The organism is Demequina soli (assembly GCF_000971195.1).
GTDB lineage: Bacteria > Actinomycetota > Actinomycetes > Actinomycetales > Demequinaceae > Demequina > Demequina soli.
Genome location: NZ_BBLZ01000001.1, coordinates 568,283 through 580,902 on the forward strand (window position 1 = coordinate 568,283; position 12,620 = coordinate 580,902).

The following is a 12,620-nucleotide window of genomic DNA, read 5'->3' on the forward strand; positions in this document are numbered from 1 at the left end:
TAACCGATGGGAGTCCGCGCGGGTTCCCGGACCGGCCGCATCCTTACGCGGCCGTGACCTTCGCACGCGGGCACCGATCCAGGGTACCCGCACGCCGAAGCGCGACCCCCCGTGCGCCCCTGGGAGTTTGCTCAGAGTTCCCGATGCGCGACCTGGGCCGAGGTCTGGGCCGTCGCGAGCATGAGGATCTGGTCGATGTTGACGTGCTTGGGGCGCGAGGCGACCCAGCGGACGGCGTCGGCGATGTCGCCCGGGCCCATCGGGGTGAGGCCCTCGTAGACCTTGGCGGCCTTGTCCTCGTCGCCGCCGAAGCGCACGAGCGAGAACTCGGTCTCGACCATGCCCGGGTCGATCTCGCACACGCGCACCGGCTGGCCGAGCAGCTCGATGCGCAGCACGCGCGTGAGCGCGGCCACCGCGTGCTTGGCGGCGTTGTAGCCGCCGCCGCCCTTGTAGGGCTCGCGCGCGGCGATCGAGCCGATGGTGATGACCTGGCCGTCGCCCGACGCGATGAGCTTGGGCAGCAGCGCCTTGGTCATGCGCAGCGTGCCGAGCACGTTGACGTCGTACATCGCCTGCCACTCGTCGACGTCGGCGTCCGCGATCGAGGTCGCGCCGAACGCGCCGCCCGCGTTGTTGAGCAGCAGGTCGCACGTGTCGACGGCGGCGCAGAACGCCTCGACCGAGGACTCGTCGGTCACGTCGAGCGCGATCGCGGTGCCGCCGATCTCCTCCGCGAGGGCCTCGATGCGGTCCACGCGGCGCGCGCCCACGATCACGTGCCAGCCGTCGGCCGCCAGGGCGCGCGCGCTCGCCGCGCCGATCCCGCTGCTCGCTCCGGTGACGACCGCCGTGCGCTGTGCCATTGCTGCTCTCCGTTCGTAGGGGGGTGCCTGCCGGGGGCCCGGCGGCGATGGCACCACTATGGACTGGCCGGGGACCTCCCAGCCAGGTCCAGAGGGGCCGGTCACGAGGGGGCCACCGTGTTTCCTCGACGTAACGCCTGGCCCCCGGGAAGCGCGCGCCGTGGACCTGGCCCTCGCGCGCGGGGGCCAGCAGGATCGATCCATGCCTCGGAGGAACGGATGACCGCGCTCGCGTGGGCGGCGGCCGCCGCCGTCGTCGTGGTCGCGACCATCGTGCAGTCGGCCACCGGGATGGGCTTCGGCATCGTCGCGGTGCCGCTGCTCGTGCTCGTCGCCCCCGAGCTGGGCATCGGCGCGGTGCTCGCGATCACCGTCGTGGTGATGATCGTCGCCGCGTGGACCGAGCGGCGCTGGCTGCACTGGGGCGACCTGGGATGCGCGTCCGTCGCCGCGCTGCCCGGCATCGTCGCCGGCACCGTGATCGCGTCCGTCACCCCGACCGCGGCGACCCAGGTGGTCGTCGGGCTCGTCGTGGTCGTCGCGTCCGCGCTGTCGCTCGCGACGTGGCGCGCGCGCATGACGCCCGGCACCGTCGCGCTGGCCGGCGGGCTCGGCGGGGCGCTCACCCCGATCGCCGCGCTCCCCGGCCCGCCGATGGCCGTGGTCTACCGTCCCGCCGAGGTGCGCACGATGCGCGCGACGCTGTCCGCGTACTTCGCCGTGACCTCGGTGCTGTCCCTCGTGTCGCTATCCTGGGCCGCGGGCAGGGCCGGCGCGGGCCCGCTCGGGCTCGACGCGCTGTCGGGGCTCGCGCTCGCACCGGCCGTCCTCGTGGGCGCCGCCGTCGCCGTGCCGCTGGTCCGACGGATCCCCCCGGGGACCGTGCGGACCGCGTCGCTGGTGCTGTCGTTGGTGTCGGGCGCGGTGCTGGCCGCGCGCGGGCTGCTCGCATGACCCCTGACCCCACGGGAGCCCCCCATGACGATCGAGCGTGACCTCGACGCCGACGAGGCGTTCGGCGCGCGCGCCCGCCAGTACCTCGACCCCGAGAGCCGCGAGCCGCTGTTCCAGCAGGTGCGCCGCTTCCTCGAGCAGTCGCTGCTCGAGGGCCGGTTCAAGCCGCACCGCCCGCTGCCGTCGTCGCGTCACCTCGCGGGCGTGCTCGGCGTCTCCCGCAACACCGTGTCGGCCGCGTACCAGGAGCTGACCGCGCTGGGGCTGATCGAGTCCCGCCCGCGATCCGGCCTCTACCCCGCCGCCGAGCGTCTCGCGACGGCCCAGCCCGCCGCATCGTCCACCCCCCAGCCGGCCCGCGCACCGCACCACCGGGCCGTCCCGACCGGCCAGGTCGACTGGCAGGCGCGCCTGCCCCGCCCGCTCGGCGAGGACCTGCACCACGCCGCCGCCCACCCCGACTGGAACCGCTACCCGTTCCCGTTCCTGCCCGGCCAGCCGGAGCTGTCCAGCTTCCCCGCGCGCGCATGGCTGCGCACGCTCAACGACGCGCTCGCCGGGCCGCACATGGCGGCGAGCCTGCGCGACTCGGTCGACGCGGACGACGAGCTCCTGGTGAAGGCGATCTGCCGCGAGATCCTGCCCCCGCGCGGGATGTCGGTGAGCCCGTCCGAGGTGATCGTCACCAACGGCGCGCAGCAGGCGCTGTCCCTGCTCGCGGACCTGCTCATCGAGCCCGGCACCACCGTCAGCGTCGAGAACCCCGGCTACGTGGACGCGTGGCACATCTTCCGCAACGCGGGCGCGACGCTGCACCCGATCGAGGTCGACGCCTCGGGCGCGCGCGTGTCGAAGGCCGATGCGGCGCGCTCCGAGTTCGTCTACCTCACCCCGAGCCACCATCACCCGACGTCGGTCACGACCTCGTACGCGCGGCGCGCCGCGATCCTGCGCGCGGCCCAGTCGGAGGACGCGCTCATCATCGAGGACGACTTCGACTCCGAGGTCCGCTTCAAGGGCCGTCCGACGCCGTCGCTGAAGTCGCTCGACCGCACGGGCCGCGTCATCTACGTGGGCACCTTCTCGAAGTTCGTGGCGCCCGGCCTGCGGCTGGGCTTCGTGGTGGCCGATGCGGCGCTCATCGCGGCGCTGCGGCAGCGCCGGCGCTACCTCACCAAGCACCCCTCGGGCCACCTGCAGCGCGCGCTGGGGCTGTTCATCGAGTCGGGCGAGTACCACCGGGCGCTGCGCCAGCACCGCCGCCACCTCGTGCGCAAGTGGGAGGTGGTGATGGAGGAGCTCGAGCGGCACCTGCCGTTCCCGCTGCCGCCCGTGCCCGCGGGCGGGCTGAGCGTGTGGGTGACCGGGCCCGAGGGCTTCGACGGCACGCGCGTCGCGGAGCTCGCGCGGCGCAGGGGCGTCCTGGTCGACGCGGGCGAGCGCTTCTTCCTCGAGGGTGCCGAGCGGCGCCACATCCGGGTGGGCTTCAACGCGATCTCGCTGCAGGCGATCCCCCGCGGCATCGAGCTGCTCGGCGAGGCGATCCGGGAGCAGATGGCCGAGTAGCGGCGCCGTCCTCCGGCGCGCTGCGCTGCGCCCCGCGCTGCGCCCCGCGCCGACCCCTATCCACACGGGATCTGCAGTGCGCGGCGCCCTGGTCGCGCTTTGCCGCGCGAGTTGCAGAACTGAAACGTTCCACTCGGGTGCGCGTGTGGGGCACGGTCACGCGCACCTCCGGCGACCCGCCCCCGGACGCGCGACGGGGCGGGACCGTCGCCGGCCCCGCCCCACGCATCGTCCCTACGCGAACGCGGGCTCGAGCACCCCCTCGTACGCGGCGTCGGCCACCTCGAGCGCCTCGTCGAGGATCGCGATGCCCGCGCGGGCCTCCTCGTCGGAGATGTTGCACGGCGGGCAGATGTGGATCCGGTGGAACTGGTTGAACAGCAGCAGCCCCGCCTGACGGGCCGCGCCGAGCACGCCGGTGACGGCCGCGGACGCGCCGCCGTAGGGCGCGAGCGGCTCCTTGGTCTCGCGGTCCTTGACCAGGTCGAGCGCCCAGAACACGCCCAGGCCGCGGACGTCACCGACGGAGGGGTGACGCTCGGCGAGCGCGCGCAGCTCGGGCCCGAAGACCTCCGCGCCCACGCGGGCCGCGTTGCCCACCACGTCCTCCTCGTGCATCGCCTCGATGGTCGCGACGGCGGCCGCCGCGGCCAGCGGGTGGCCCGAGTAGGTGAGGCCGCCCGGGAAGGCGCGCTCGTCGAAGGTCGCCGCGATCTCGTCGCGGATGATGACGCCACCCATGGGCACGTAGCCGGAGTTCACGCCCTTGGCGAAGGTGATGAGGTCCGGGGTGATGCCGTAGTGGTCGATCGCGAACCAGGCGCCGGTGCGGCCGAAGCCGGCCATCACCTCGTCGCAGATCATGACGATGCCGAACCGGTCGCACAGCTCGCGGACGCCCGCGAGGTAGCCCGGCGGCGGCGGCATGATGCCCGACGTGCCCGGCACCGTCTCCAGCACGATCGCCGCGATGGTGCCCGGTCCCTCGAACGTGATCATCTGCTCGAGGTGGTCGAGCGCGCGCTCGCACTCCTCCTGCTCCGTGGTCGCGTTGAACACGGAGCGGTAGAGGAACGGCCCGAAGAAGTGGACCGTGCCGGCGGGCACGAACTCGTTGGGGAAGCGGCGCGGGTCGCCCGTGACCTGGATCGCGGTCGCGGTGGAGCCGTGGTAGCTGCGGTACTGCGACATGACCTTGGTGCGGCCGGTGTGCAGGCGCGCCATGCGGATGGCGTTCTCGATGGACTCGGCGCCGCCGTTGGTGAAGAACACCTTCTCCATGCCCTCGGGCGCGAGGCCCGCGATGAGGGCCGCGGCCTTGGCGCGCTTGTCGTTGGCGTGCGCGGGCGCGATGGTCGCGAGGGTCGCGGCCTGCTCCTGGATCGCCTTGACGACCTTCGGGTGCTGATGGCCCACGTTCGTGTAGACGAGCTGCGACGAGAAGTCGAGGTAGCGGGTGCCGTCGGCGTCCCACACGTAGGAGCCCTCGCCGCCGGTGATCACCATGGGGTCGAGGCTCTTCTGCGCGGACCACGAGTGGAACACGTGGGCGCGGTCGAGGACGTAGGTCTCCGCGCCGGCGGGGTCGTTCGGGATGGGCATCTCAGTCTCCTTGTGGGGGCGGGTCAGACGGCCGCAGCGACCGGGGACGGGAAGTGGACGCCGCCGACGACGGTGCCGAGCACCGTGATGTCGCGCAGCTCCTTGGCCTCGAGGACCTCGAACGGGTCGCGGTCGAGCACGGCGAAGTCCGCGTGCTTGCCGGGCACGATCGAGCCGATGAGGTGGTCGAGCTTGAGCAGGTAGGCCGGGCCGATGGTGATCGCCTCGAGGGCCTCCTTGACGGAGATGCGCTCGGCGTCGCCCCACGAGCGGCCGGTCGGGGTGCGGCGCTCGACCGCGTACGAGGCGGTGGCCAGCGGGTCGAGCGGCGTCACCGGGGTGTCGCAGTGGAGGGCGATGGTCACGCCCGCGTCGAGCGCGGTGCGGGCCGCGTTCATGCGCTGCACGCGGTCCGGGCCGACGGTGAGGTCGATGTGCTGGTCGCCCCAGTACCAGATGTGGTTGGAGAAGATGTTGGCGCCCATGCCCAGCTCCGCCATGCGCTTGTACTGGGCACGCGTGGTGAGCTGCGAGTGCGTGACCGTGTGGCGGTGGTTCCAGCGCGGGGACTCCGCGAGCACCGACTCGACGGCGTCGCAGAAGACCTCGGTCGCCTCGTCGCCGTTGCAGTGCACGTGGATGTTGAGGCCAGCCTTGTGGAACGCGCTCACCTGCGCGCGGAACGTCTCGGCGTCGGTGTTCCAGATGCCGTCGTCGTGGCCGCACACGTAGCCCGGGTCCTGCAGCTTCGCGGTGTGCTGCTGGATCGAGCCGTCGAGCATGAGCTTGACCGTGCCCAGGTGGAGCTTCGGGTTGCCCTTGCCCTGGACGGACCTCACCACGGCGGCGAGGCCCTCGGCCTCCTCGGCGGACTTCGTCATGCCGCCGAACGTGGCCGGCACGAGGCGCAGCGAGAAGTCCTCGCGGGAGGTCACCTCGGTGAGGAGGTCGAGTCCGCCCGGGCGGACGGCGTCGAAGCTCGCGAGGTCCGTCGCGGTGGTGCAGCCGTGGTTGCGGGCGTCGGCGGCGAAGTCGTACATGCCCTTCTCGCTCGTCATGCCCTTCGAGAGGTCCATGCCCAGGGCCTGCATCACGGCCATCATCGCGCCCATCTCCTGCAGCTCGCCGGTCGGGAGCCCGTCCTCGCCCTTGACGACGCCCTCGACCTCGGTGTCGGCGCCGTACCCGGCCTTCTCCAGCAGCACCGAGTTGGCGGTGGCGACGTGGCCGCTCGCGTGGATCACGTAGATGCCGCGGGTGGCGCTCACCGAGTCGAGCGCGTGACGGTCGAGCGCCTCGCCCGGGAAGAACAGCATGTCGAGGCCGCGCGCGCTGAGCACCTCGCCCTCCGGCAGCTCGGCGTCCCACGCCTTGAGCGCGTCGAGCACGCCCTGCCAGGACTGCGCGCCGTGCAGCGGGGTGCCCTCAGGCGTCATGCGCGGGAAGTAGCCCAGGTAGAACGGGCTCTCCATGACGCCGCCCATGTGCGAGTGCGCCTCGACGAAGCCGGGCGCGAGGACCTGGTCGGCGTAGCGGTCGTCGACCTCGGCGCCAGGGTAGGTCGCGAGCAGCACCTCGGGGGTGCCGACCGCGAGGATCGTGCCGCCGCGCACGGCGACGGCGGTGCCGGTGGGGACCGCATCGTCCATGGTCCGGACGAGCTTCGCGGTGAGGATGGTGACCTGGTCGGTCATGGTGGTGCTCCTTCTGTCAGACGGTGGTGGACGATGCGGGGTGCAGGCCGAGGCGCAACGCCTCCTGCCCCTCGCCGGGACGGTGGCAGGCGACCAGGTGGCCGCCGGTCGGGTTGGCCGCGACGTCGGTGTGGACCAGCGGCGGGGCCTCGGTGCGGCACTGCTCGGTGGCGAGCCAGCAGCGGCTCGCGAACGCGCACCCGGCGGCGCGCTGCGTGGGGCTCGGCGGGTCGCCCTGCAGGATGATCCGCTCGCGCGGCCCGGCGTCGGGGTCCGGCACGGCCGACAGCAGCGCGGCCGTGTACGGGTGCAGCGGGTCGGCGAGGACCTGCGCGGCGGGCCCGACCTCGACCACGCGGCCCAGGTACATCACGGCGACGCGGTGCGACAGGTGGCGGATCACCGCGAGGTTGTGCGAGATGAACATGTAGGTGAGCTGCTTGCTCTCCTGCAGCTCGAGCAGCAGGTTGAGGATCTGCGACTGGATGGACACGTCGAGCGCGCTCGTGGGCTCGTCGAGGATCACCAGCTCGGGCTCGGTCGCGATCGCGCGGGCGATCGCGATGCGCTGGCGCTGGCCGCCCGAGAACTCGTGGGGGAAGCGGTCGGCGGCGCCGTCCGGGGCGCCGACGGCCTCGAGGGCCGCGAGCGCCCGCTGCTTCGCCTCGCCGCGCGGCACCCCGGCCGCGAGCAGCGGCTCCATGACGGAGCGGAGCACCTTGTAGCGCGGGTCGAGCGAGTCGTTGGGGTCCTGGAACACCATCTGCGCGCGCCGGCGGTGGGCGCGGAGGCGGCCGCCGCGCATCGCGAGCGCGTCCTTGCCGTCGAAGCGGATCTCGCCCGCCGTGGGACGGCGCAGCAGCAGCGCCGCGCGGGCGAGCGTCGACTTGCCGCAGCCCGACTCGCCGACGATGCCGAGCGTCTCGCCGCGCTGCACCTCGAGGGTGACGCCGTCGAGCGCGTGCACGGTGCGGCCGCCCGCGGCGGGGAACTCCTGGCGGATGCCGTTGAGCACCATGAGGGGGTCCGCCGCCGCCTCGGGGCGGGGGGTGAGGGAGAGGTCCGTGAGGGTCATGCCGTCGCCTCCGTCGTGGTCGTGAGGTCGAGCTCGGCGCTACGCCAGCAGCGCGCCGTGTGGGTGGGGGCGATCTCGACGAGCGCCTGGGGCGAGGCGCACCGCTCGGTCGCGAAGGCGCATCGTGCCGCGAACCGGCAGCCGGCGGTCGCGCGGTCGGCGTCCCGGACGCCGCCCGGGATCATCGGCAGGTCCTGGCGGGCCGGCGTCGTGGTCGTGGGGATCGAGGCGACGAGCGCCGCCGTGTACGGGTGGGACGGGCGCGCCAGCACCTCGGCGGGCTCGCCCTCCTCGACGATCTCGCCGGCGTACATCACCACCACGCGGTCGCAGGTCTGCGCGATCACGCCCAGGTCGTGGCTGATGAGCAGCACGCCCGCGCCGGTCTCGCGGCGCATCCGGTCGAGCAGGTCGAGGATCTGCGCCTGGACGGTGACGTCGAGCGCGGTGGTGGGCTCGTCGGCGACGAGCAGCCGCGGGTTGGCGGCCATGGCCATCGCGATGACGATGCGCTGGCGCATGCCGCCGGACATCTGGTGGGGGAACTGCTTGGCGCGCAGCTCGGGCTCGGGCACCTGCACCATGCGCAGCAGCTCGAGGGCGCGGGCGTGGGCGGCCTGCTTGTCGGCGAGGCCGTGCACCAGGAGCACCTCGGCGATCTGCGCGCCGACCCGCATGCAGGGGTTGAGGGCCGACATGGGCTCCTGGAAGACCATCGAGGCGACGCGGCCGCGCACCTGGTTCCAGTCGGCCTCGTCCGCCTCCAGCATGCCGTGCGAGCCGACGTCGAGGCGGTCGGCGTCGACGACGGCGCTGGCGGGCAGCAGGCCGAGCACCGCGAAGCCGATGCTCGACTTGCCGCAGCCGGACTCGCCGATCACGCCCAGGATCTCGCCGGGGCCGACCCGCAGGTCGACGCCCGTGACGACGGGGATGCCGGCGCCGTAGCTGATGGTGAGGTCCTCGACGGCGAGCGCGTCGGTGGTGGCGATCGTCGCGGTCATGGCGTCCTCCTCGGGTTGAGGTGCGGGTGGGTGGATCGGGGGTCTCCCGGCGGGCGGTGGGAGGCCGCCCGCCGGGAGGGGTTCAGGAGGTCTTCGACGTGGAGACGAGGCCCTCGCGGTACGTGAACGGGTCGACCTCGTAGCCGGTCACCGTGTCGCCCCACACCTCGTAGCGCTGCGGGCCGGTGTAGGCGACGAGCACGTCGACGTTCTCGGCGACGGTGTCCTCGAGCTGCGCGAGGATCTCCTCGCGCTGGGCCTCGTCGAAGGTGGAGCGCAGCTGCATGTACAGCGCGACCTCGGGCGAGTCGGCGGTGACCGTGGTCACCATCGGCAGGCCCGGCGTGAGGATGGTCGAGAAGTACGAGGCCGGGTCCGGCTGGTAGACGCCGGGGACCAGCACGAGGTCGGTCCACGAGCCGCCGATGTAGGACTGCAGCACCTCGGTCCACGGCTTGCCGACGAGCTCGAGCGTGATGCCCGCCTCGGCGAGCTGCTGCTGGAGCACCTCGACCATCGGCACGTCGAGCGCGAAGGCCGCGTCGGACGCGTAGGTCAGCGTGATGGTCGGGCTCGTCTGGCCCGCCTCCGCGAGCAGCGCCTTCGCGCCCTCGACGTCGTGCGTGTAGTTCGGGGTGTCGGCGTCGGGCGCGATGCCCGACGGGTCGCCGACGGGGACCACGAGGCTGGGCTCGGCCATGCCGCCCATCGCGAAGTCGATGAGGGCCTGGCGGTCCATCGCCTTCGAGACGGCCTGGCGGACCTTGACGTCGGCGAGCGGGCCCGACGAGGCGTTGACGTACATGGTCAGCGAGCGCGTGGCGGCGTTCTCGCCGACGGTGTAGCCCTCGTCCTTGAGCGAGGCGACCTGCGTCGGGTCGCGGAACCATGCCATGTCGGTGCCGGAGCCCTGGCGCAGCTGCGCGGCACGCGCGTTCTCGTCGCCGATGAAGTCGAACTCGAGCGAGTCGACCGACGGCGCGCCGCCCCAGTAGTCCTTGTTGGCGGTGAAGGTCATGGAGACCTGGTCGGTCCACGTGTCGAGCACGAACGGGCCGGTGCCCATCGCCGTCGTCTGGCGGTCCTCCTCGGAGGTGGACTCGTACCAGGCCTTGCTCACGATCGCGGAGCCGCGGTAGGCGAGCACGTTGAGCAGCGTCGCGTCGGGGGCCACCGTGGTGATCTGGACCGTCGCGTCGTCGAGCGCGGTGACCTCGCCGAGCGTGGCGAAGTTCGCGGCGCCCGCGGCCGAGGAGCGCATCTGCTCGATCGAGAAGACCACGTCGTCGGCGGTCAGCGGCGAGCCGTCGGAGAACGTGACGCCATCGCGCAGCGTGAACGTGTACGTCGTGTCATCCACCTGGTCCCACGACGAGGCGAGCCACGGGATGATCGTGCCGTCGGCGTCCTTCGCGAGCAGGGGCTCGTAGATCTGGACGGTCGCGTTCATGTTCGCGAACGCCGTGGCCAGGTACGGGTCCAGGCCGCCGGTGATCGGCTGCACGTCGGTCGCGTAGACGAGCGCGCCGCCCTCGACCGCCGCCTTGGGCGAGCTCGAGCCCTGCGCGCCGGTGTCGGCGCCGCTCGCGCAGGCGGCGAGGGAGAGTCCGAGCACGGCGACGCCGGCGGTGGCGGCGATCCCTCGGGTGATGGTCCTCATGATGCGGGTTCCTCCTTGGATGGGGGTGGGACGATGCGCGGCGTGCGGGTCAGACCCGGGCCGGCGCCGCATCGTCCAGGGGGGTGTCGGCGGTCACGGGGTCGTCGCCCGCCTCCACCGTCGTGCCGGTCGCGGCCCTGCCGGCCGTCCGGGACGCCTTGTTGCGGCGCCCGCCGCGGGTCGGCACCGCGAGGTTGCCGGCCTTGGGCGAGAGCGCGACCTGGACACCGTCGGCCAGGAGGTTCCACGCCACGGTGAGCAGCGTGATGAGGACCACGGGGAGCACGATGAGCATGGGCGCCTCGTTCATGAAGCGCATCGACTCCTGGATCATGCGGCCCGCGCTCGGGTCGGGCGCCTGCACGCCCTGGCCCAGGTAGCTGAGGCTCGACTCGATGAGCACCGCGAGCGACGCGGTCGAGGCGAAGTTGACGAGCATCGGCGTGGTCGCGTTGGGCAGCAGGTGGCTGAGGGCGATCCACGGCTTGCGGACGCCCGCGATCTCGGCGGCCACCACGAAGTCGCGGTCGCGCAGCACCAGGATGGGCGAGCGCATGATGCGGGCGAAGCCGGGGGCGCCGATGATCGCCATCGCGACGATGAGCGGCAGGAAGCCGGGGCCGATGATCACGCGGATCACCAGCGCGAACAGGATCGCGGGGATCGCCATGACGATCTCGGTGCCGCGCATGAGGAGGTTGTCGAGGCGCCCGCCGGCGTAGCCCGCGAGCAGCCCGATCGAGGTGCCGATCACCATCGAGATCACCGAGGAGATGAACGAGATGCCGAGCGCATAGCGGGTCGCGATGGCGAGGCGGACCAGGTTGTCGCGGCCCAGGTTGTCGGTGCCGAGCCAGTGGGAGCCCGAGGGGCCCTCAAGGCGCATGCCGACCGTGAGGTTGGGGTCGTAGGGCGACACCAGCGGCACCACGATCGCGTAGACCGCGAGCGCCGCGAGCAGCACGAGCCCGGCGACGAGGGCTCCGTTCTTCTTCATCTTGATCACGAGGCACGCACCCGGGGGTCGATCACGGGGTAGAGCAGGTCCACCACGAGGTTGATGAGGACGAAGCACGCGCCCAGCACGAGCACGCACGCCTGGATGGTCGGGTAGTCCGAGCTGTTGATCGCCTCGATGAGCATCGAGCCCATGCCGGGGATCGCGAACACGTTCTCGATGACGACCGTGCCGCCGATGAGCGCGGCCAGCTGGATGCCGACGACGGTGGTGACGGGGATGAGCGCGTTGCGCAGCGCGTGGCCGCGGACGATGCGCCCGGTCGGCACGCCCTTGGAGCGGGCCGTGCGGATGTAGTCCTGGGACAGCGTGTCGAGCACCGTGCCCCGCGAGTACCGCGACACCACGGCGGACATCGCGAGCGACAGGATGAGCGCCGGCGCGAGCAGCGACAGGATCGAGGAGATGGGGCTGACGCTCCACGGGGTGTAGCCGATGAGAGGCAGCTTGAGCGTGAACGCGTTGATCATGATGACCACGGCCGCGATCGCGAAGGCCGGCACCGACAGGGCGACGAACGACCCGCCGCGGATCACCGCGTCGAGCGGCGTGCCCTGGCGGACCGCGGAGACCACGCCGGACGGCAGGCCGATGAGGAGCCCGACGAGCACCGCGACCACCGCGAGCTGGAGGGACACGGGGAACCGGTCGGCGAGCATCGTCCCGATGTCGGCGGACTTGGTGAGCGACTGCCCGAAGTCGCCGTGGAGGACCCCGCCGAGCCAGCTGAGGTACTGGGAGTACCAGGGGGCGTCGAGGCCGAGCTCGGCGCGGATCTGGTCGAGCTGGGTCGGGTCCGGGTTGTCGATGTTCAGGTACTGCAGCGCGGGGTCGCCGGGCATCAGCCGCACCATCCCGAAGGACAGCAGGGACAGCGCGAACAGCACCAGCAGTGCCGCTCCGAGCCTCTTGGCCAGGTACTTCGCCACGGTCACCTCCTCGGTTCTCGTCGTCATCAGGTTGGTGACGATTCTTCGAGGAATGGCGCCCGCGGATAAGCGCCACGGGCCCGGGGAAGGTGCGGGCCACCGTTAACCGGTCCGACACGTGCGTGTCGCCCGTGTCACGCGGCAGGTGCCAGACGAAACATCCGTGACACACGGTGCCGCGTATCGCGCGGGCGAGCCCCGTGACTGCGCCCCGCCCACGCCCCGCGACCGCCCCGCCCCGCCCCGCCCCGC

At 72.5% G+C, this 12,620-nt stretch carries 10 protein-coding genes; 2 read left to right on the plus strand and 8 right to left on the minus strand.

What is annotated here, in order from left to right; translation table 11 throughout:
* Nucleotides 1-131: 131 nt before the first annotated feature.
* Nucleotides 132-866 carry an SDR family NAD(P)-dependent oxidoreductase gene (locus AOM04_RS02730; RefSeq protein ID WP_062461866.1) on the minus strand — a complete coding sequence of 245 codons (735 nt, stop codon included), beginning with the start codon at nucleotides 864-866 and terminating at the stop codon, nucleotides 132-134.
* A 219-nt stretch (nucleotides 867-1,085) separates the two neighbouring features.
* On the opposite strand from AOM04_RS02730, the gene AOM04_RS02735 reads away from it, so the two are divergent.
* Complete coding sequence (locus tag AOM04_RS02735; RefSeq protein ID WP_062461871.1) at nucleotides 1,086-1,820, plus strand: TSUP family transporter; 735 nt, start codon at nucleotides 1,086-1,088, stop codon at nucleotides 1,818-1,820.
* Between the two features lie 24 nt (nucleotides 1,821-1,844).
* Nucleotides 1,845-3,386 (plus strand): MocR-like pyridoxine biosynthesis transcription factor PdxR, encoded by a 1,542-nt coding sequence (gene pdxR / locus AOM04_RS02740; RefSeq protein ID WP_062461874.1) that lies wholly within the window; start codon nucleotides 1,845-1,847, stop codon nucleotides 3,384-3,386.
* Between the two features lie 234 nt (nucleotides 3,387-3,620).
* Here pdxR and AOM04_RS02745 read toward each other — a convergent pair whose 3' ends face one another.
* The 7 genes from AOM04_RS02745 to AOM04_RS02775 all read right to left on the minus strand — a co-directional run bounded on the left by AOM04_RS02745 (nucleotide 3,621) and on the right by AOM04_RS02775 (nucleotide 12,395).
* Nucleotides 3,621-4,988 carry an aspartate aminotransferase family protein gene (locus tag AOM04_RS02745; protein WP_062461877.1) on the minus strand — a complete coding sequence of 456 codons (1,368 nt, stop codon included), beginning with the start codon at nucleotides 4,986-4,988 and terminating at the stop codon, nucleotides 3,621-3,623.
* Between the two features lie 23 nt (nucleotides 4,989-5,011).
* Nucleotides 5,012-6,682 (minus strand): amidohydrolase, encoded by a 1,671-nt coding sequence (locus tag AOM04_RS02750; RefSeq protein WP_062461880.1) that lies wholly within the window; start codon nucleotides 6,680-6,682, stop codon nucleotides 5,012-5,014.
* 16 nt (nucleotides 6,683-6,698) lie between these two features.
* Nucleotides 6,699-7,757: an ABC transporter ATP-binding protein gene (locus tag AOM04_RS02755; RefSeq protein ID WP_062461883.1), complete on the minus strand. Its 1,059-nt coding sequence runs from the start codon at nucleotides 7,755-7,757 to the stop codon at nucleotides 6,699-6,701.
* Nucleotides 7,754-8,761 carry an ABC transporter ATP-binding protein gene (locus AOM04_RS02760; RefSeq protein ID WP_062461886.1) on the minus strand — a complete coding sequence of 336 codons (1,008 nt, stop codon included), beginning with the start codon at nucleotides 8,759-8,761 and terminating at the stop codon, nucleotides 7,754-7,756. Before AOM04_RS02760 ends, AOM04_RS02755 begins: the two co-directional genes overlap by 4 nt.
* Before the next feature lie 82 nt (nucleotides 8,762-8,843).
* Complete coding sequence (locus tag AOM04_RS02765; protein ID WP_062461889.1) at nucleotides 8,844-10,421, minus strand: ABC transporter substrate-binding protein; 1,578 nt, start codon at nucleotides 10,419-10,421, stop codon at nucleotides 8,844-8,846.
* A 49-nt stretch (nucleotides 10,422-10,470) separates the two neighbouring features.
* A complete protein-coding gene (locus tag AOM04_RS02770) occupies nucleotides 10,471-11,418 on the minus strand; it encodes an ABC transporter permease (protein WP_228373602.1) in 948 nt (315 codons plus the stop codon).
* A 5-nt stretch (nucleotides 11,419-11,423) separates the two neighbouring features.
* A complete protein-coding gene (locus AOM04_RS02775) occupies nucleotides 11,424-12,395 on the minus strand; it encodes an ABC transporter permease (protein WP_082104302.1) in 972 nt (323 codons plus the stop codon).
* Nucleotides 12,396-12,620: the final 225 nt, after the last annotated feature.